The 18,823-nt window shown below is 59.9% G+C and carries 17 protein-coding genes and 1 pseudogene; 11 read left to right on the forward strand and 7 right to left on the reverse strand.

From position 1 onward, the window contains the following. Window positions 1-44 precede the first annotated feature (44 nt). Window positions 45-1,193: an efflux RND transporter periplasmic adaptor subunit gene (locus GNZ12_RS21980; protein WP_172313589.1), complete on the forward strand. Its 1,149-nt coding sequence runs from the start codon at window positions 45-47 to the stop codon at window positions 1,191-1,193. Next, window positions 1,190-4,303, forward strand: a complete 3,114-nt coding sequence (locus GNZ12_RS21985; RefSeq protein WP_172313591.1) for an efflux RND transporter permease subunit — start codon at window positions 1,190-1,192, stop codon at window positions 4,301-4,303. Before GNZ12_RS21980 ends, GNZ12_RS21985 begins: the two co-directional genes overlap by 4 nt. A gap of 5 nt (window positions 4,304-4,308) precedes the next feature. Here GNZ12_RS21985 and GNZ12_RS21990 read toward each other — a convergent pair whose 3' ends face one another. Together GNZ12_RS21990 and GNZ12_RS21995 are read right to left on the reverse strand one after the other, a co-directional pair. After that, window positions 4,309-5,295, reverse strand: a complete 987-nt coding sequence (locus tag GNZ12_RS21990) for a class I SAM-dependent methyltransferase (protein WP_328806047.1) — start codon at window positions 5,293-5,295, stop codon at window positions 4,309-4,311. A 234-nt stretch (window positions 5,296-5,529) separates the two neighbouring features. Continuing rightward, complete coding sequence (locus tag GNZ12_RS21995) at window positions 5,530-6,462, reverse strand: AraC family transcriptional regulator (RefSeq protein ID WP_172313595.1); 933 nt, start codon at window positions 6,460-6,462, stop codon at window positions 5,530-5,532. A gap of 86 nt (window positions 6,463-6,548) precedes the next feature. Between GNZ12_RS21995 and GNZ12_RS22000 the strand changes: the two genes are divergently transcribed. Next, window positions 6,549-7,538 carry an SDR family NAD(P)-dependent oxidoreductase gene (locus tag GNZ12_RS22000; protein WP_172313597.1) on the forward strand — a complete coding sequence of 330 codons (990 nt, stop codon included), beginning with the start codon at window positions 6,549-6,551 and terminating at the stop codon, window positions 7,536-7,538. A gap of 327 nt (window positions 7,539-7,865) precedes the next feature. Here the strand turns inward: GNZ12_RS22000 and GNZ12_RS22005 are convergent, their stop codons facing one another. Further along, window positions 7,866-8,591, reverse strand: a complete 726-nt coding sequence (locus tag GNZ12_RS22005) for an SDR family oxidoreductase (protein ID WP_172313599.1) — start codon at window positions 8,589-8,591, stop codon at window positions 7,866-7,868. Between the two features lie 107 nt (window positions 8,592-8,698). Here GNZ12_RS22005 and GNZ12_RS22010 point away from each other — a divergent pair, with 107 nt between their 5' ends. The 6 genes from GNZ12_RS22010 to GNZ12_RS22035 all read left to right on the forward strand — a co-directional run bounded on the left by GNZ12_RS22010 (window position 8,699) and on the right by GNZ12_RS22035 (window position 13,424). Then, on the forward strand, window positions 8,699-9,601 hold the full coding sequence (locus tag GNZ12_RS22010) for a LysR family transcriptional regulator (RefSeq protein WP_172313601.1): 903 nt from the start codon (window positions 8,699-8,701) through the stop codon (window positions 9,599-9,601). Between the two features lie 204 nt (window positions 9,602-9,805). Continuing rightward, the gene (locus GNZ12_RS22015) at window positions 9,806-10,531 is read left to right on the forward strand and encodes an MlaA family lipoprotein (protein ID WP_172313603.1); all 726 of its coding nucleotides are present in this window, start codon (window positions 9,806-9,808) and stop codon (window positions 10,529-10,531) included. A gap of 106 nt (window positions 10,532-10,637) precedes the next feature. Then, window positions 10,638-10,979 (forward strand): hypothetical protein, encoded by a 342-nt coding sequence (locus tag GNZ12_RS22020; protein ID WP_172313605.1) that lies wholly within the window; start codon window positions 10,638-10,640, stop codon window positions 10,977-10,979. 14 nt (window positions 10,980-10,993) lie between these two features. Beyond that, a complete protein-coding gene (locus tag GNZ12_RS22025; protein ID WP_172313607.1) occupies window positions 10,994-11,869 on the forward strand; it encodes a lipid A biosynthesis lauroyl acyltransferase in 876 nt (291 codons plus the stop codon). A 62-nt stretch (window positions 11,870-11,931) separates the two neighbouring features. Next, window positions 11,932-13,173 carry a glycosyltransferase family 9 protein gene (locus GNZ12_RS22030; RefSeq protein WP_172313609.1) on the forward strand — a complete coding sequence of 414 codons (1,242 nt, stop codon included), beginning with the start codon at window positions 11,932-11,934 and terminating at the stop codon, window positions 13,171-13,173. Continuing rightward, a complete protein-coding gene (locus GNZ12_RS22035) occupies window positions 13,170-13,424 on the forward strand; it encodes a hypothetical protein (protein ID WP_172313611.1) in 255 nt (84 codons plus the stop codon). The genes GNZ12_RS22030 and GNZ12_RS22035 overlap by 4 nt, the downstream gene beginning before the upstream one ends. A gap of 77 nt (window positions 13,425-13,501) precedes the next feature. On the opposite strand, the gene GNZ12_RS22040 is transcribed toward GNZ12_RS22035, so the two are convergent. Both GNZ12_RS22040 and GNZ12_RS22045 read right to left on the reverse strand, forming a co-directional pair. After that, complete coding sequence (locus GNZ12_RS22040; RefSeq protein WP_407947721.1) at window positions 13,502-14,152, reverse strand: NADPH-dependent F420 reductase; 651 nt, start codon at window positions 14,150-14,152, stop codon at window positions 13,502-13,504. A 70-nt stretch (window positions 14,153-14,222) separates the two neighbouring features. Then, window positions 14,223-15,239 (reverse strand): alcohol dehydrogenase catalytic domain-containing protein, encoded by a 1,017-nt coding sequence (locus tag GNZ12_RS22045; RefSeq protein WP_172313615.1) that lies wholly within the window; start codon window positions 15,237-15,239, stop codon window positions 14,223-14,225. A 150-nt stretch (window positions 15,240-15,389) separates the two neighbouring features. On the opposite strand from GNZ12_RS22045, the gene GNZ12_RS22050 reads away from it, so the two are divergent. Next, window positions 15,390-16,007, forward strand: coding sequence for a TetR/AcrR family transcriptional regulator (locus tag GNZ12_RS22050; protein ID WP_172313617.1), 618 nt, complete (start codon window positions 15,390-15,392; stop codon window positions 16,005-16,007). 19 nt (window positions 16,008-16,026) lie between these two features. Here GNZ12_RS22050 and GNZ12_RS44505 read toward each other — a convergent pair. Further along, window positions 16,027-16,428, reverse strand: a pseudogene (locus GNZ12_RS44505) (RND family transporter); the annotation flags it as partial. Continuing rightward, window positions 16,373-17,242 carry a helix-turn-helix transcriptional regulator gene (locus GNZ12_RS45330; protein WP_172313619.1) on the reverse strand — a complete coding sequence of 290 codons (870 nt, stop codon included), beginning with the start codon at window positions 17,240-17,242 and terminating at the stop codon, window positions 16,373-16,375. The pseudogene GNZ12_RS44505 and the gene GNZ12_RS45330, both read right to left, overlap by 56 nt. A gap of 404 nt (window positions 17,243-17,646) precedes the next feature. On the opposite strand from GNZ12_RS45330, the gene GNZ12_RS22060 reads away from it, so the two are divergent. After that, the gene (locus GNZ12_RS22060; protein ID WP_172313621.1) at window positions 17,647-18,747 is read left to right on the forward strand and encodes a polyamine ABC transporter substrate-binding protein; all 1,101 of its coding nucleotides are present in this window, start codon (window positions 17,647-17,649) and stop codon (window positions 18,745-18,747) included. Window positions 18,748-18,823 lie beyond the last annotated feature (76 nt).

The raw sequence follows: 18,823 nt of genomic DNA on the forward strand, positions 1-18,823 counted from the left end.
CGAACCACGAGACGCCCAGCGCGCGACGTCGCGCGCCGCTAGTGATGGCGTTCGTTGTCCTTGCCGTGATTCTTGTCGCGTGGTTATGGCCGGGGCATCCGGCCGTGAAGCCCGTGGCTGCGGTGCCGGTCAACGCGGGCCATCCGGTGATCATCGACTTTCCGATTCGCGTGGCCGCAGTAGGTACGGTCCTCGCGCTCAATACCGTGGACGTCAAAGTGCGTGTGGACGGCCAGTTGCAGCGCGTGGCCTTCACTGAAGGGCAGGATGTGAAGGCAGGCCAGTTGCTCGCGCAACTCGACCAGGGACCGCTCACTGCGCAATTGCATCAAGCCGAAGCGGCGCAGCGCAAGGACCAGGCCTCGCTCGATAACGCGAGGCTCGATCTCGCGCGTTACTCGAAGCTGGTCGGCATTGGCGCGGCGACCACCCAGGCCGTGGACACTGCGAAGGCGCAAGTCGAAGCGCTCGCCGCCACGGTCGCAGCAGATGCAGCGCTGGTGCAGAGCGACCGCCTGCAACTGAGCTTCACTACCCTCTTCGCGCCGTTCACCGGCCGTGTGGGCGCACGTGAGGCCGACATCGGCGCGATCGTGCATCCCACGGACACCACCGGCATTGTCACCGTCACGCAGATGGAGCCGATCACCGTGCTGTTCTCCGTGCCGCAAGACGTGCTGCCCGACTTGCTAGCGAATCAGGCGGCCGCGCCGTTGGCGGTGAACGTGACCACGCGTTCCGGCAGCACGACGCTCGCCGACGGCACGCTCGTGTTCATCGACAGTACGGTCGATCCCACCACCGGTCAGATCAAACTCAAGGCCTCCTTCATCAACAAGGATCGCAAGCTGTGGCCGGGCGAACTGGTGAATGCGCGCGTGTTACTGCGTACCGATACGCAGCGGCTCGCCGTGCCGAGCCGTGCGGTCGTGAACACGCAGAACGGCACGCAGTTATACGTGATCAACGCGAATGGCACGGCGCAGATGCGTCCGGTGCAAACCGGTGTGACGGTCGACGGAATGACGGAGATACGCAGTGGCATCGCCCTGAAGGATCTGGTCGTGTTTGATGGGCAAAGCCGCTTGGACCCAGGCGTGCGCGTGGCGGCGACCACGGTGCCGACAGTGGCCCAGGCGCCGGCCAACGCGAACTCGGCGGGCAGCCAGGCTGACCAGGACAATCCGTCATGAGCCTGATGGAACTGTTCATCAAGCGGCGCATTGCGACCAGTTTTCTTGCTATCGCGGTGCTGCTGGCGGGTGCGGTGGCGTACTTTATGCTGCCGGTCGCGCCCTTGCCGCAAGTCGATTTCCCGACCATCCAGGTCGTGGCGAAGTTGCCGGGTGCGAGTGCCGAGACCATGGCGACTTCGGTAGCGACGCCACTCGAGCGACAACTCTCGTTGATTTCGGGCATCACGCAGATGACGTCGTCAAGCTCGCTGGGTACCACCAACATCGCCGTGCAGTTCGATCTGTCGCGCGATATCAACGGCGCGGCGCAGGACGTGCAAACGGCAATCAACGCGGCCGGCGGTACGCTGCCTAAGAACCTGCCGAACCCGCCGACCTATGAAAAGGTCAACCCGGCCGACTTCACCTTGTTGTCACTGGCACTGACGTCGCCATCGCTCACGCTAACGCAACTCGACAGCGACGCTGAGGACTATCTGGCGCAGCAGATCTCGCAGTTGCCCGGCGTGGGTCTCGTCGATTTCCACGGCGAGCAGCGGCCTGCCGTGCGTATTCAGCTCGATCCCGACAAGCTCACCGCACGCGGCCTCACGCTGGAAGACGTGCGCTCGATTGTCGGCTTGCAGACCGTGAATGCACCGAAGGGCAGCCTGAACGGCCCGGATCGCTCGGTGATTTTCAACGCCACCGACCAGATCACAACCGCCTCGGCATATCGCAATCTGGTGGTCGCATACAAGAACGGCGCACCGGTTCGCATATCCGATCTCGGCACCGTTCTGAACGCCGCCGAAGACAACCAGCAGGCCGCGTGGCTTCAGCACGAACGCGCGATCATCCTCGATATTCACAAGCAGCCTGGCTACAACGTCGTGCAGACGATCGCCAACATCAAGGCGAAGCTGCCTGCGCTGGAAGCGACGCTGCCCGCCGCCGCGCATCTGCATGTCGTGGGCGATCGCACGCAAACCATCAATGCGTCGGTGCACGACGTGCAGTTCACGCTGATGCTGACGGTCGCGCTCGTCGTGATGGTCATCTTCTCGTTTCTGCGCAACGTGTGGGCGACGATCATTCCGAGCCTGACGATTCCTTTGTCGCTGGTCGCTACGTTCGGCGTGATGTATCTGCTCGGCTATAGCCTCGACAATCTGTCGCTGATGGGGCTGACCATCGCGGTGGGCTTCGTGGTGGACGATGCGATCGTCGTGATCGAAAACGTGATGCGGCATGTCGAAGAAGGCGTGCCGCGCATGAAAGCCGCGCTGCTCGGCGTGATGGAAGTACGCTTCACTATTATCTCGATGACGATCTCGCTGATCGCGGTGTTCATTCCGATCCTGCTGATGGGCGGCATAGTCGGACGCCTGTTCCGCGAATTCGCGGTGACGGTGAGCGCGGCGATCCTGATGTCGGCGCTGGTCTCGTTGACCGTCACGCCGATGCTATGCGGCTGGCTGATCCGCTTGCCTGAGCCGGATGACACAGGGCGGATGCGCAGGCTTGAAGCCTGGCTCGAAAGAGGCTTTGTCGCGGTGGAGCGGCGTTACGAGCGAGGTCTCGATTGGGTGTTGAATTGGCCGAAACTGATGCTTTGCGTGACGATCGCGACGATCGTCGCGACTATCGCGCTGTTCGTCGTAATCCCGAAGGGCTTCTTCCCGCAGGAAGACTCCGGGTTGATCATGGGTGTCGCGCAGGCCGCGCCGGACATCTCCCCGCGCGCGATGTCCCTGAAAATGCAGCAACTGGGCAATATCATCGAAGCCGATCCAGCCGTCGATAACGTCTACTACTGGATGGGTGCGAATCCGACCGTGAGCCAGGGCCGCGTGATGATCAACCTGAAGGCGTTCGGTCAGCGCAAGGACAGCGCCGGGCAGGTTCTCAATCGCCTGAAACCACAGTTGGCGAAGGTGATGGGCATTTCATTGTCGATGCAGGTCCGCCAGGATCTTCAGGTAGGTGGCCGTATCAGCGCCGCGCAGTACCAGTACACGCTGCAGGACCCTGATATCAACGAGCTGAATCATTGGGCAGGCGTGCTGACCGACAAGCTCTCGAAGTTGCCGCAACTCGCTGACGTCACCTCCGACCAGCAGGCTGCCGCTACCAGCGCGACGCTCGTGATCGACCGCAGTACGGCCTCGCGCTTCGGCATTACCGCGCAAGCGATTGACGACACGCTCTACGATGCGTTCGGCCAACGCCAGATCGCCACGCTGTTCACGCAGCTGAATCAGTACCACGTCGTTGAGGAAGTCGATCCGGGCTTCCAGTTGACCACCGACGCGCTCGCGCACCTCTACGTGCGTTCGCCGCTGACGAATGAACTGGTGCCGCTCAGCACGCTCGCAAAGATCGAAAACAACGTGTCGCCGATTTCGGTGAATCACCAGGGGTTGTTCCCGGCCGTGACGATCTCGTTCAATCTGGCGCCGGGGCAATCGCTCGGCAGTGCCGTGACGGCGATTCATCAGGCCGAGATCGCGGCCGGCAAACCCGACAGCTTGACGGGGTCGTTCCAGGGCACGGCGCAGGCGTTCCAGGCCTCGCTTGCCAGCGAACCGTATCTGATCGCGGCGGCGCTCATCGTGGTGTATCTGATTCTCGGCATCCTGTACGAAAGCGCGATTCATCCGCTTACCATCATTTCGACTCTACCCTCGGCGGGGGTGGGAGCATTGCTTGCGTTGATGCTGTGCGGCCAGGATCTCTCGATCATGGGGATGATCGGCATCATCCTGCTGATCGGTATCGTGAAGAAAAACGCGATCATGATGATCGATTTCGCGTTGGTGGCCGAGCGTGAGCAAGGCTTATCACCGCGCGAGGCGATCCGTCAGGCGTGCGTACTGCGCTTCCGGCCGATCATGATGACGACGCTGGCCGCGCTGTTTGGCGCGCTGCCGCTCGCGCTTGGTCACGGAGCGGGCGCGGAACTGCGTGTCCCGCTCGGCATCGCGATTGTCGGCGGCCTGATCGTTTCGCAGATGCTGACGCTTTTCACGACGCCGGTGGTGCATCTGTGGTTCGATCGCCTGTCCCACTGGCTGGCGAAACGGCGCGCAAAAGGCGGCATGCTCGAGCGTGAATCGGTAGGTTGAGCGCATCAGCGAAGAGGCTTTAGTGCGGTAAGGTAAGCGGTGCGCTCGGCCATGACCAATCGGCGACCTTCAACTTGCGGGCGGAGGATCTGTTCGAAGAATAGTCGTTCGTCCGCTGTGAACTGCGTCGCGAGAATGTCGCCGAGCCGCGGAGCCCAAGGGTGCGGCGAGCTGCCAAGCAACACGTCCCACGAAGTGACCGCGGCCGGGCGTACATCAATGTGGAACTCCATATGGATATCCGCGAACCCTGCATCTAAAGCGAAGCGGACCAGATCGCGTTCGCCGTAATTGGCAATCGGACTTGCAGAAATTTTTTCCTCAGTATCGGGAAACTGAGCGGATTTCCAGCGATGCAGCAGGTGGAAGAAGTTGTCCCCGGCTTTCTCGGGTAGACCTTCAACGATTTTCCGCAGCGAGCTTGCCTCAATTGCATCGTCGCGCATAATTGGTTCGGCGATCGATAGCCGGCCACCTGGTCTGAGAATCCGATGAAATTCCCGCAGGGCGGCCATCTTGTCAGGGACATAGGCGAGAACGGCGCGAGTCGCGACCACATCGACAGCGCCATCCTCCATGCCATCGAGTGATTCGGCGGAGCATTGGATGAAGACGCACTGATCCTGGATGTTCCGCTGAACTGCGAGTGCTTCAGTGTGCCGAAGCAGAGGCGCCGAGATATCCGTGAAAAGCACGTGCAGCGATGGGCCTACGCGGTCGATCGCGCTTAAACCGATCAGCCCATCGCCGGTACCGATGTCGGCGAGCGTCATGCCAGGGGTAAGCCTCGCGCCGTCCAGAACGCGGTCCACGTGGTGTTTGAGTTCGACATGGAGGGCTCGTTCGTGCCCTGGATCATCTCCGTGCCGAATATGTAACAGCCAATCGGACCATACATCGGATTGGGGCTGGGAGTCGGAACTATTCATGTCGAAGGACGAATGTCGATTGGATAACGAGGTGTGTCGAATGACCAAAGACTCGAACCTCATCCCGGATCAGCCGACCAGCAGTTGGGCGGCATCGCCGTCGGCGCATGAATGTAAGGGACGTTACCTTATGAGAACCTGAAGGACTTGCTATCAGAGCGGGAAACCGCGTGGAACAGAGTGCGGTGAACACTAGCGCGGTGCGGCTGAAAATGCGGCCTACTGCGTAAGCAGTCGGACAGGGAACGATTATCGACCGGTTCGACCGTGGCTGGGATAGTCGGGGAACCCCGCCCTTCAACCAGGCCACCCCGCCCGCCTGTAATCGCTCGGCGAGATCCCGGCCACCCGCTTGAACGCGCTGCTGAATGCACTTTCGGATGCGTAACCCAATTTCGCTGCGAGAACGGCAATCGGTGTTTTCTCGTCGATCAGCGCCTGCCTGGCCATACGCATGCGCCATTGTGTGAGCCACGTGAGCGGAGCCATGCCCGCGATAGACCTGAAATGCACGCAAAACGCCGTGCGCGACATGGCCGATGCGGCCGCAAGTTCGTCCAGCCGCCACGCCCGACCAGGATCGCCGTGCATCAACCGTAGAGCGGGCGCAAGCCGTCTGTCGCCGATGGCGCGTAGCCAGCCGCTGGGAATTTGCGCGCCGGTGTCGAGATGGACGCGCAGCATTTCGACGAACATCAGTTGTGCCAGGTATGTCGAGGCAAGGCTGCTGCCTGGCAGACCCGACGCGAACTCTTTGACGAGCCGGGCGAGCAGCCATCGAAGAACGGCCGCCTGCTCGCAGTCCGCCCGGATGTGTATCAGCGATGGCAGGACGTCGACCAGCAGCGCGTCATTGAAGGGCGCGAGCCTGACGTGTCCTCCGATCTGTGTGCAACCGTTGCCGTCGCCGATCGTCGCGGTCCGGGTCCTGTCGCCGGAGAAAAGGGTGGCCGCGTCGATCGGTTCCGCGTCGGGGGCGCTTGCGAGGACAAACGAGCGTTCGCCGGTTAGCAGAAAGACGTCACCTTCGCCGACAGCGACCGGCTCTGCCTGCGCGTCGAGGCAAAGCCAGCAACTGCCCTTGACCAGCGCGAAGAATTTGATCTTTTTCGGTTGTGGAAAGCGGATCGCCCATGTGCCGCCGGCGGAGAAGCCGCCTGCCACGACGGGCTGGGCGCCAAGCAGCCGAAGGATATCCGAAAGCGGGTCATCATCGATTTCTGAACTCATGCGACAGTATTCCGAACTTTTGATTATTCATCGTACCGGAATTTGAGCCCACACTGCGTACATCATTGTTCGCCCGGGGAAACGCCATGATGACGCCACAAAAGCCGCTCGGTTCGGGTTTCGGAGCCGCCACCACCGCCGACGAGGTCATCGCCGGCATCGATCTTTCCGGCAAGACAGCGATCGTGACCGGCGGCTACTCCGGCCTCGGGCGCGAAACCGCGCGGGTTCTGCGTGCCGCCGGTGCACGCGTGATCGTCCCCGCGCGCGAGGTGCACCGCGCTCGCGAGGCACTGGCCGCCATCGACGCGGAAATCGCGCCGATGGATCTGCTCGATCCGGCTTCAATCGACGCCTTTGCGGCGTCGTTTCTGGAATCGACACCGGCGCTGCACATGCTGGTCGACAGCGCCGCGATCATGGCCGTGCCGGAATTGACGCACGACGCGCGAGGCTATGAGTATCAGTTCGCGACCAACCATCTCGGTCACTTTCAGCTCGCCATGCGGCTCTTGCCTGCGCTGCGCAATGCGGGATGCGCTCGCGTGGTGTCGGTATCGTCGATCGGTCACCGCTATTCGCCGGTGGTTTTCGACGACCCGAATTTCGAGCGTCGCCCGTACACGCCGTGGGCAGGGTATGGGCAGTCGAAGACGGCCAACATTCTCTTTGCTGTCGCACTCGACCAGCGCGAGAAGACAAACGGGATCCGCGCGTTTTCGCTGCATCCGGGCGCCATTGTCGATACCGGGTTGGGGAAATACATGACGCGCGAGCAGCTGATCACCGCAGGTGTCCTCGATGAACAAGGCGAGCCAGTGCGTGATCCGGCAAGGCAACTCAAGACCATCGGGCAGGGAGCAGCCACCCAGGTCTGGTGTGCAACGAGTCCACAATTGAATGGTATGGGCGGCGTGTATTGCGAAAATGTCGACATAGCCCCGGTGATGACGCAGGAACCGGAGAAGATGGATATGGCGGATGCCATGAGGCTTACGGGCGTAGTGCCCTATGCCATCGACTCTGCATTCGCCGATGAGCTTTGGGGACTCAGCGAGCGGCTTCTCAAGTTCTAGTCTCCGACGGTGCGTGGAGCGACTTCCAGCGTGCGGCGATCGACGGCTACCTGAAGCGTTCCGGCATCGAACAGCGCAAGCCAATACGCACCTCATTCTCGTGGACGGATCGAAAACCTGCTTTCAGGGGGGAGCGTCGCACCCGCATCGCCCGAGATTCGGCTGGGGACCGTGTCCTCCAGCCGCCAGCCAATCGATCTTCGCTCGTACAAAGCGGATCATCGTGTCCAGTTCGGCCGCCTTCGCTTCTAACCCGGCAAGTTGTCCCTTCAGGATGTCGTCGCGATGCATCGAGATGCGATATGCCGCCTGGATCCGGACATGCTCTCAGACTAGAACGCCGCCGCCATCGATCACGATCGTCTGCCCGGTGACAAACGCGTTGTTCATCAGATAGACGTAAGTCTGGGCAATATCATCGGCCTCACCAGTACGCCCGACCGGTAACATCGAGCCGGCGTGCAGGTACATCGCTTCACGATCGCCCTCCGGGACGCTTGACCAAAGCGGCGTGCGCACCAAACCTGGGCTGACAATATTTACGCGGAGCGGCGCAAGCTCGACTGCAAGCGCACGCGTGAAGGCCTCCATCGCACCGCAAATGCTTGCAACAACCGTCCATCCTTTCAGCGGCCGCTCACCGGCGATGCCGCTGGTGAGCACGATCGATCCGCCCCGCCGAATATTGGGCGCTGCCGTTTTCACTGCGGCAATCGCGCCAAACATACGCAGATCGAACGCCTTGCGCACTACGTTCATGTCCGTATTCGCGAGTTCCCCGAGTTGCAGGCTTTCGCCAGCCGTATAGACCAGATGATCGAAGCTGCCGATCCCCGCAAACAAACGCCTCACCGATCCGGCGTCGTTCAGGTCCGCGACCTGGCCATCCGCATCCGGGCCAAGTGCGGTGACAGCCGCCGCAACCTTTTCCTCACGCGAGGACGATACAACGACCTTCGCCCCCTGCGCCAACGCCGCGCGCGCAGTGGCAAACCCGATGCCGGACGTGCCGCCTAGTACCACGACTTTCTTGTCTTGCAGATCACTGCTCATGTCGACCCCTTATCAATTGCGCCACACGGCGTGATTCGAATTCTGATTGCACCGATGCGCTTGATAAACGATGATCTATTTCCCACACTCGTAACTGGATCTTGTGAATGGATCGCTTCGTCAGCATGTCAGTCTTCGTGCGGGTCGTCGAGCGCGGCAGCTTTGCTGCCGCTGCAGAAGGCAGTGGCATGACAGCGACAATGGTCGGCAACCACATCCGCGCGCTCGAGGATCGGCTCGGCGCGCGCCTGCTCAACCGCACCACGCGGCGACAAAGCTTGACTGACACAGGCCGCGGCTACTATGAACAGTGCGTAAGCATTCTGGCGCAGGTTCAGGCGGCGGAAGGCGATGCCCGCGACATACGCGCACGGCCGCGTGGTCGCCTGCGCGTGAGCGTGCCGGTGATGTATGCCACTTTTAAGCTCGCGCCGGTCATTAGCGACTATCTCCAGTCCAACCCGGACGTTCACGTGGAGTTGGCGTTGACCGACCGGTTCGTCGATCTTGCTGATGAGGGCTTCGAAGTGGCGATCCGCGTCGGCGCCCTGCGAGATTCGAATCTGATTGCGCGACCGCTGGCGCCCTCAGCGCTCATTGTCTGCGCGTCGCCCGCGTATCTTTCACGGCACGGAACGCCCGCAACGCCTAAGGATCTGGAGAAGCATCACTGCCTCGCGATCGGATTTGCCGGCGGCCCGGAACGCAATTGGCGCTTCACCCTCGCCGACGGTTCGGAACAGGCTGTGCGTGTACCAGGCCGCCTCGATATCAGCGGCGGCGGCATGGCCCTGCGTGAAGCGGCGCTCGCCGGTCTCGGCATCATTCTCCAGCCGGAGTTGCTTGTAGAGCAGGATATTGCCGCAGGAAGACTGATCCGACTGCTTGCCGACACGCCTGCGCCAATATATCCCGTGCATCTTGTCTATCTGCCGGAACGCAAGCTGACGGCGAAGCTTGCAAGTTTCGTCGCTTTCGTGATTGCCCGGTTCGGTCCGCAAACTGAGTAACCGCGAGTTTGTCGGAAGCAATGCGTCAGTAAGACGGTGCCGACAGCCAGTGTTAGCAGTAAGGGACCGCAATGTAATCGCCAAGCGCCCAGTAAGTGGCCGGTAAGTGTTCCGGTCGCACCATCGCATCGACTGTCCTTCGCCACGGCCGCAGCGCTGCATGGCTAGTACCTCTTTTGTCATTCTCGTACCGGGAGTCCCGCGATGAAAAGGCGCGATCTGAACACTCTGGCGCTCGCCACCACGGTGCTTCTTTCATCGGGATGCGCGACGGGGCCCGGGCGTCCCGCCGGCGACCCGCTTGAACCGATGAACCGGACCATCTACTCGTTCAACGACAAGGTCGACAGATACGCGGTCAAACCAGTAGCAACCGCCTACCAGAAGGTGACGCCGACACCAGTACAGACGGCAGTCCGGAATTTCTTTTCCAATCTCGGCGATATCGGCAACTTTGCCAATGACCTGCTGCAACTGAAAGCGACAGACGCGAGCGAGGATGTAGTGCGCTTTGCGTTCAACTCCACCTTGGGGATTGGCGGTCTGATCGACTGGGCGACGCCTGCGGGCTTGCCCAAGCATCATCAGGATTTCGGGCTGACGCTTGCGCACTATGGCGTACCGATTGGGCCGTATCTCGTGGTGCCGTTGTTCGGGCCAAGCAGCGTGCGGGATGTGAGTAACGTCGCTGTCGACAGCTTCCTAAATCCGTTCGCGGCAGCACCGGTTGCTGTCCAGGCATCGGTGGCTGGCACCCGCTTTGTCAGCGCCCGTGCCGATCTGCTGAGCGCGTCGAATCTGCTTTCACAGGCCGCGATCGATCCCTATTCGTTCACTCGCGACCTCTACCTGGAGAGGCGCCGCATGCTCTCGACGAAATCCAGTGACGCCGACAAGTTGCCGGACTACCCAGATCCCTCGCCTCAATAGCTGCATGTCCAACGCATGACAGTCTGCGCAGCTCACCGTTAAGTGTCAGGTAAGCCATGCGCGTCCAGCATGAAGACCTAGTTCATCTGACTGTGGGAGCGTGTCCATGAAAGCCAGTACTGCGACCGCACTGCGCGCCAACCTCGTGCTCTTTTCGGTTTCGACAGCAATCGCAATTGTCCCCTGCATCAGTCTCGCGTCACTGCTCGGCCTGCTCGACGACGGCGCGCCTACATTGCCTTACCTGGGCAGCATTTTTCTGCTCGCCGCCCTGATCATGCTGGTGCTGCGCTGGCGTGCGCGGCGAGCGTTCGATGCTGCGAGGCAAGCGCATAAGGTTCAACTGATCGAAAAGCACGGTCTCGAAGCATGGATTGACGATGACTGCCCCTTGGCGTGGCTAGTCCAGATGCACGTTGAACTGCATGGCCATCAATGTATTAACTGACAATGGACCTAAGCATGAAAAGTCTCGGTTATTGGCTGCTGCTCGGTTTGCTGCGGCTACTGTCGGTTCTGCCGTACGCGCTGGTTGCGAGAGCCGGCAATGCGCTTGGCGCCGCGCTGTACAAGCTGCCGAGCCACCGCCGGCACGTGGTGCTCGTCAATCTACGCCTGTGCTTTCCGCTGATGATCGAGCGCGAGCGCGAAGAGCTCGCGCTCGCCCATTTCCAGCACGTTGTACGCAGCTATCTGGAGCGGGGCTTTCAGTGGTTCGGCAGTTTGCGCACGATCGAGCGACTGGTCGAGATGGACAGTCGAATCGATCTGCACGATCCGCACGCACCGCCTACAGTATTCATGGGCTTTCACTTCGTCGGAATCGAGGTAGGTTGCATGCTGTATTCGTCGCGCCTGCCGGTCGCCGCGCTGTACACTCGCATGTCGAACACGCGTGTGTGCGAACTCGCACGGCGTCAACGAGGACGGTTCGGAGCAGATATGATTGAGCGCAGCGCAAGTGCGAAACATGTTGTCCGGCTGCTGCGCTCAGGTGTTCCCGTGATGCTGGCGGCGGACATGGACCACGGAACTACGGGTTCGGTGTTCGCGCCGCTCTTCGGTGTGCCAGCCTGCACGCTCACTTCCGTGTCACGTCTCGCGAAGTTGGGCGGTGCGCGCGTCGTGCCCTTTGTGACCGAGGTATTGCCGGCATTTCGCGGCTATAAGCTGACCATCTTCGATCCGCTCGAAAACTTTCCCACGGACAGCGAAGCGCTTGACGCACGCACGATGAACGCGTTTCTTGAAAGGCAAATCCTGCGCCTTCCCGACCAGTATTACTGGGTCCACAGGCGCTTTAAACACCGCCCGGCAGGCATGCCCGCAGTCTACTGAATTTTTGCTTGCGACAGCTGTCGGGTCGGTACTGTTGTGTAGATCCATCCACTGAGCGCTACATGGCCGCACTTTTCCCCGATACCGCCCCGCCCCGCTCGATCCTCATGATCTGTACCGGCCGTATCGGCGACGTGTTGCTCAGCACCCCTGCGGTGCGCTCGCTGAAAGCGCGTTGGCCCGATGCGCAGATCGATATGCTGGTGTTCGAAGGCACCGGCGAGGTGCTGGAAAACAATCCTGACATCAGACGTGTCGTCTGTATTAAGCCTCATGCGAAGCTGACTGAGCGTGTTGCCGATGTCCGCAAAATCTGGGGCAAATACGATCTTGGATGCTCGCTGCGAACGTCCAGTCTCGCCAGTTTTCTCTGCTGGATGGCAGGACGCAAACGCATCGGCGTCGTCGCGCCTGCTCGCAATAACTGGATCAAGAAGTTGATGCTGAACCGCTTTGTGATCGAGCACGGTCACAGCGTGCATACCGTCCAAAGCGCTGTGTCGCTCATGGCCCTGCTTGGCATCACGCCCCGTTTCGAAGTCGTCCCGCCCGCGGTGCTGAATCAGCCTGCGCAGCTCGAACAACTGGATTCACTGCTCGCGTCCACAAACGGCAAGCCCTACGCGGTAGTGCACATGTATCCGCGGTATACCTACAAGATGTGGCATATCGAAGGTTGGATCGCCGTGCTGGCGTTTCTGCACGCACGCGGCTATGCAGTTGTGCTGACAGGCGGCCCGGCGGCAGCCGAAGTAACGTATGCGCGCGATATTTGCGAGCGGACAGGGATCAAAGCCATCAATCTGGTCGGAAAGCTGAGCCTCGCGGCAACCGCCGAAGTGATTCGCCGCGCGCGGCTCTTCGTTGGCCCCGACACCTCGGCCTCGCATATCGCGGCTGCGACCGGCACCCCGACCCTCGCCCTGTTTGGCCCGTCGAATCCGGTTCGCTGGGGACCGTGGCCGAAGGGCTGGACCGGCAGCAGCCCCTGGCTCACCTCCGGCTCCGGGCAGCGCGGCAACGTCTATCTGCTTCAGGGCACCGGCGCGTGTGTGCCCTGCAAGCAGGAGGGCTGCGATGCCCGCGTCGACAGCTGGAGCGATTGCCTGTTGACGCTTGACGCAAACCGGGTAATAGATGTTGCGACAGAACTGCTGGGCATTGCACCCGATATTGCGCCTGACTGGCGGCGCCGCATTCCAATCGTCGCGCAGCCCTTTGCCGGCGCGCGCCTTGAAATGGCCGATGTCGGCAATCACCCAGGGCAAGCAAATCCCGACTCTTCTCTGGAGATCACCTTATGACCGCCCTTCGTTTTGCCGTGCCTCTGATCCTGTTCACTGCCGCGTGTTCGCCAGCGTGGTCGGATGCGAGCGTTCATCTCGAGCAAACGGCGCAACCCGTTACGCTCGTGCCCGCGCCAGTCATTAGCGTCGGGGTGAGCGATCCCAACACGCAGTTGATCCTGCCGTGGTTCCTCACCGATATCATCAATGCGATCAATACGCGGACCTCAGCCAGCGATTATCTGCGCACTGTCGGGCACGGTATCTAGTCTCTTATCTGAATCGCCATGAAGTAAAAATAGAAGCGCCACTACGACAGGCCAGCAATAGCTGGCATCTGATCTTGTTACTGCGCGGCCTCTTCCGACGGCGTGAGCAGCTCGACGCCGCTGAAGACGCCGCCAAGCTCCATCTGCCGGCCCGCAGACGCCAGCGGGCCAAGGACGATGGGATGCAATCCAAGCTCAGTGATGAGTCCGGCTACCGTTGCCGCAGCCGACTGGTCATCCGTCGCGACGAAAAGCACCCGCTTTTGCGTCTGCAGATGAGGCGCAAACATCACTGCGAATGGAACCGTGTTGAATGCCTTTACCACGCGAGCGGAAGGCGCCAGCCGGGCAACGATCTCGCTCCCCGAATCGCCGCGTAGGTCATCCACCCGGAATTCCGGCGCATAGCTGGTGAATATGTTTGTCGCGTCGACCAGGATCCGCCCATTCCAGTCGATGTCTGATGTAATCACTTCGCGGACTTTGACCCAAGGAACGGCGAGAAAGACGATCTCCGAAGACGCAAGCAGATCCGCCTTCGACGCCGCAACCAAGGGCCCCTCGATCCCAGCAAGGGACTCGGCGAGGCTTTCAGGCCCCCGGCTGTTCGCAATGGCGACCCTGTGGCCGCTACGTGCGAGCTTCGAACCAAGCGTCATCCCCACCGTGGATGCACCCAATATTCCAATTTCCATCTTCAATCTCCTCAGTCCACCGCGCCGGTAAATTCAGTTCGCAATCCAGATCAACATAGCCACCCGATCGGCCGTTCACCATCACCGTGGTTCCCTAAACAAGTCATTTCGGTGCCAGAAAAACAAAGCCGCTCCGATCAGGCCTTTCCACCGCCGCGATTGCCTCCTGGAATGCCTCCAGGTTGAAGGTGTTGGACGCGGTGAAAAGGGATGGGAGTTCTCGGGCGAGCTTCATGGCCGCGGCGATGTCTGCGGCCTGCTCATCAGGCGGCACCTCCGTGAACCACCGGACGAAAGTCACGCCCCGAACGACATATTGATGGTCAGTGACGTCGAATCCGTCGAGGCCAATCGGCCCACCACCGAGGTTGCCGTACGTCACGATGGCGCAGTCATCGGCCAGCAGCGGGACGAGATCGCCGACGAGCGCACCAGACACGCAGTCCGCTACGCCGACAATCGGCCGCCCATCAGCATACGATGCAACCCTGGATCTCCAGTCCGCATCGGCCGTTGCCGCGACAGAGACGCCTGATATCTCCGATTGAACCCGCTCGGCGCTCGCTTCGGATCGCGCGAGGCCAATGGGATGGATTCCGTCGCGCAACATGAAGTAGAGCAGAAGGCGCCCTACAACCGTGCTCGCACCAGTGACCAATACCGCCCCTTTGCTCAACGCATCTTGCGTAACCGACTTCCTCAGCCCCCGCATGATCATCCGGGCAGTCACATAGTTGATGAAGAGCTGCGCCGCGACCTCGTCGCTCAAATCGTCCGGAATTGGGATCACACAATAAGCAGGGACGACTACTCTTTCCGCCCAGGCACCGACCGCGGGGAACCCAACCACTCTGGATCCGGCCTTGAGCTCGCCCTTCTTTGCGATCTCCGCTCCAAGGGCGCGGACGGTTCCGACCGCCTCTGAGCCACGTCGAACATGGCCCGGCTGCGCCGGTATACCGGACAGCGCCCGGATCAGATGGAGGTCGCCATGATGCACCGGGGCAAGTGCCACATCGATCAGGACGTCGTTCGGAGACAGCTCGCCGTGCTCGGCGATGTCCGTTAGCGCAAGTGCCCTGCCCGGCTCACCCAGTGCGGTTTGTATAACTGCCTTCATGTGTGGTTCCTTCATGGTTAAGCTGGACGGTGCAGATTCCCCACTTGCGAAACCTCACCGGGCTGCGATAATGATGACGGTTGACATCAAAATATTGATGTCGCCCATCATCGTTGTCAAGAACTTTTCTTGAAATGCGGGAGAACACGAGTGCGTCTGACAAAAAAACAAGCGGCCCAAAACCGGGATGAAATCCTGGAGGCTGCCACGCGGCTGTTCAAAACTCAGGGGATCGATAACGTTTCGGTCGCAGACCTGATGAACGCTGCCGGATTTAGCCACGGCGGGTTCTACAACCACTTCGAATCGAAAGCAGAACTTGCCGTCGAAGCGATCCGTTACGCGTTCGACCAATCGTTCAACGAGTTAGAGGCTAGCGTCGTTGGAAATGACGAACCCTCGGGTGCGCTAACAAACGCGCTGTTGAACTATTTGGCGCCTGAACACCGTGACGAGACGTCCGGAGGATGTCCTACCGGGAGCCTTCCGGTCGACGTAAGCCGCCAGCCCTGTGAGGCACAGGTGGCATTCGCTGACGGACTCGAGCGGTATATTGATCTGATTTCGCGCTTCCAGTCCGCAACTGGCTCAAGTAGCCGGCAAAATGCAATTGCAACGTTGTCTACCCTTGTCGGCGCGATTATTCTGTCGCGCGCAGTTAAGCGCGGCCGCCCCGAACTTTCGGATGAAATCCTCGAGGCGACATCCCCCAGAATTGGTCGTTCGCCGCCGGTCGTAGCGAAGGAACGGCGCAGACGGTCGGCATAGATTCCGGCGCTTTGCCGCTGAACAGCGCATAGTCCACGCCAATGCCAACTCCTAACGCAATGACCGGCAGGGTGGACACCTTGACTCCGATGTTCAACCACACCATTCATGCTTCGCAAAGTATCGAGGTCAACATCAGGGGAAGAACGGCGCACACTACTGCACGCCACGACCTGAAGGTCAGAAGACACAGCGCGATGACAGCGCCGTAGACCCAATAGAGCATCTCGTGACTTGCACGCTTCACGACGGCGTTCGTGGCGGCCTGTATGCCCGCATTTCCCGCTGCGAGTAAAAATTGTGCATTCGGATTGTCGTTGTCCTCCGCAAACTGCTGCGCAGCGCCAGCAACGGCGAGCAGCGTGTCAGCCTTGTGATCCTTCTGGTACGCAAACACGGACAGCAGGTTGCAACTCTGATTCACCGCTATGCACCAGCGACAGCAACCCACGGCGCGAACTCACGCCGAGCTTCGTGAATGCGCGCTTCGCATAGGTTTCGATCGTGGACGCCTTGAGGCCCATCGCTTCGGCGATGGACAGCGTCGTCATGCCTTTGATAAATGCCGAACAGACGCTCGCCTCGCGCGTCGACAGCTTAATCGAGCCGCGCGTCAGATACGCCTTCATCAAATCGGTGGGTGCCGTCTGGTTGACCTGATCGTCAGGCGGTACGCCGATGACCCGCCTATGCAATTCTGCAAGCGGTAAGAGGATCTGGCCGAGATGCTGAAGGATGCTCAACTCGTATAGCGAGAACGGCGGTAAACGTCGGGCGCGGCAAGCGGATAGCGAATAGGCCGTCCCATGCGACGATCGAACCACAACACATTCGTCATGGATATTGCCGACGTCATAGATCGAGCAGCGCAACGCCGTATCTTCAATCGCCTGCACGGAACGATGGATAAGTTTGATCGATCGCGTATCGACGATGCTGTCGGTGAGCGGATCACGCTCGGCAAAACTGCCGAAGTACGTCTGCATCGTGCGATGCAGACCGTCGAGGTCGGTGCCATAGCTGCCGATCCACTCGATGCGTCTAGGCCGTGCCTGTTGCGAGACCCGCACGCCTTGCAAATGCAGCGAATCGCAGTCGACGAAGCGCGTCACACAGCCGAACAGTTCGCGCAAGAAGCGCGAAGAACCCGCGCAATCGACGACCGAACCGATCGCGCTCGTGATCGCGGCCAGTTGTCCGAGGGAGATCGGTGATAAAGAATCAGAAACGGTCATGGCAGCACATTCCAGGCAGACAGACGCCGCATCAATTTGTCTTGATAACACGAATAAATCACCGTGCCCACTGCGACATACCCAGATGCGGCCGCGTGTTATTTAAACCGTGTCCCCCCGTAGTTGGGACAGACGCGCCAACCACACCTCGCTAGACTCTGTCCATCGCGAGATCATCGTGAACAGGGGACGGGGACAAGGATGAAAACAAGTGGATCGCGCAGGACACAAGCTGCTGTACGAGCTCGACGAAGCGGCCGGATTGCCGGCGCTGCCCAACCCCGTTTGTTTTGAATTGAGGTATCCGGACTCGACGTGAAATTGCATGCGCCTCTTTTTCTTGCCCAATAGAGCGATGTTGATGAAGTCAATCTTGATGAATTCTATTAAAGAAAAATATAACCATGAAAACATACCCCTATATAATCGGACTTATTGCCGCCCTCGGTTCCATGGCGATAACTCCCAGTTATGGTAAAGATGAAGAATTAAACCTTTACAACTGGTCGGACAATATTGCTGACGATACCGTCTCGGGGTTTGAAAAGGAAAGCGGAATTCACGTTCGTTACGATGTCTACGACGGTGACGACACGTTGCAGGCAAAATTGCTAAGCGGTTCATCTGGCTACGATGTCGTGGTGCCCTCATCCACCTATGCGGGCAAGCAAATCCAGGCTGGCGTGTACCAGAAGATCGACAAAAGCAAAATTCCAAACCTCGTCAATCTGGACCCAGGGATCATGAAAGTGCTGGCATCGGTCGACCCGGGCAACCGGTACACGGTGCCGTGGTCCTGGGGGACTGACGGTATCGGTTATAACGTCACCGCGGTTACAAAAATCCTTGGCAAAGACGCCCCTTACGACAGTTGGGATTTGCTGTTCGATCCGCAGTACGTTTCGAAGCTGAAAACGTGCGGCGTCTCCGTCCTCGACTCCCCGGAAGACGCGTTTGCCGTAGGGTTGGTCTATTTGCACAAAGATCCTAATAGCACCAACCCCGCCGATTATCAGGAAGTGTACAAGCTGTTAAAAACTATTCGGCCCTATATCACCCAGTTCAATTCAACCGGCTATATGAACGATCTGGCCAATAACGACGTCTGCATCACCCTGGCGTGGTCGGGTGACGTAGGCGTGGCGAAGCGGCGCGCAGCAGAGGCGCATCGCTCCTATGAGATTCGCTACGTCATTCCCAAGGGCGATGGCGTCTTGTGGTTTGATTTGATGGCTGTTCCGAAAGATGCCCCGCACCCAGAAGCTGCAATGCAATGGATCAATTACATCCTTCAGCCCAAGGTTAGTGCTGGCATCACCAACCAGATTTTCTATCCGAATGCGAACGCAGCTGCCCGCGTCTACGTAAAAGCAGACATTCTTGACAATGAAGCGGTTTATCCTCACGCAGAACGGATGAAGTCGATCATTCCGTTGTTGACTCTGCCAGCCGATATTCTGCGCTTGCAAAACCGCTTGTGGATGCAACTTAAATCGGGACGCTAGCACGGCATCCCGGGTTCCTGATGAACGACGGTAGCCATGCGCGTCAACGACGGTCTGGCGCCGCAGTCCATCTACC

The organism is Paraburkholderia solitsugae (assembly GCF_013177695.1).
GTDB lineage: Bacteria > Pseudomonadota > Gammaproteobacteria > Burkholderiales > Burkholderiaceae > Paraburkholderia > Paraburkholderia solitsugae.

Bases quoted from the DNA above. Each gene is read 5' to 3' on its own strand.
- GNZ12_RS21995 (WP_172313595.1), bottom strand. From the start codon at position 6,462: ATGAGTTCAGAAATCGATGATGACCCGCTTTCGGATATCCTTCGGCTG.
- GNZ12_RS22005 (WP_172313599.1), bottom strand. From the start codon at position 8,591: ATGAGCAGTGATCTGCAAGACAAGAAAGTCGTGGTACTAGGCGGCACG.
- GNZ12_RS22015 (WP_172313603.1), top strand. From the start codon at position 9,806: ATGAAAAGGCGCGATCTGAACACTCTGGCGCTCGCCACCACGGTGCTT.
- GNZ12_RS21985 (WP_172313591.1), top strand. From the start codon at position 1,190: ATGAGCCTGATGGAACTGTTCATCAAGCGGCGCATTGCGACCAGTTTT.
- GNZ12_RS22030 (WP_172313609.1), top strand. From the start codon at position 11,932: ATGGCCGCACTTTTCCCCGATACCGCCCCGCCCCGCTCGATCCTCATG.
- GNZ12_RS21980 (WP_172313589.1), top strand. From the start codon at position 45: ATGGCGTTCGTTGTCCTTGCCGTGATTCTTGTCGCGTGGTTATGGCCG.
- GNZ12_RS22000 (WP_172313597.1), top strand. From the start codon at position 6,549: ATGATGACGCCACAAAAGCCGCTCGGTTCGGGTTTCGGAGCCGCCACC.
- GNZ12_RS22045 (WP_172313615.1), bottom strand. From the start codon at position 15,239: ATGAAGGCAGTTATACAAACCGCACTGGGTGAGCCGGGCAGGGCACTT.
- GNZ12_RS22025 (WP_172313607.1), top strand. From the start codon at position 10,994: ATGAAAAGTCTCGGTTATTGGCTGCTGCTCGGTTTGCTGCGGCTACTG.
- GNZ12_RS22060 (WP_172313621.1), top strand. From the start codon at position 17,647: ATGAAAACATACCCCTATATAATCGGACTTATTGCCGCCCTCGGTTCC.
- GNZ12_RS22035 (WP_172313611.1), top strand. From the start codon at position 13,170: ATGACCGCCCTTCGTTTTGCCGTGCCTCTGATCCTGTTCACTGCCGCG.
- GNZ12_RS22020 (WP_172313605.1), top strand. From the start codon at position 10,638: ATGAAAGCCAGTACTGCGACCGCACTGCGCGCCAACCTCGTGCTCTTT.
- GNZ12_RS22010 (WP_172313601.1), top strand. From the start codon at position 8,699: ATGGATCGCTTCGTCAGCATGTCAGTCTTCGTGCGGGTCGTCGAGCGC.
- GNZ12_RS45330 (WP_172313619.1), bottom strand. From the start codon at position 17,242: ATGACCGTTTCTGATTCTTTATCACCGATCTCCCTCGGACAACTGGCC.
- GNZ12_RS21990 (WP_328806047.1), bottom strand. From the start codon at position 5,295: ATGAGGTTCGAGTCTTTGGTCATTCGACACACCTCGTTATCCAATCGA.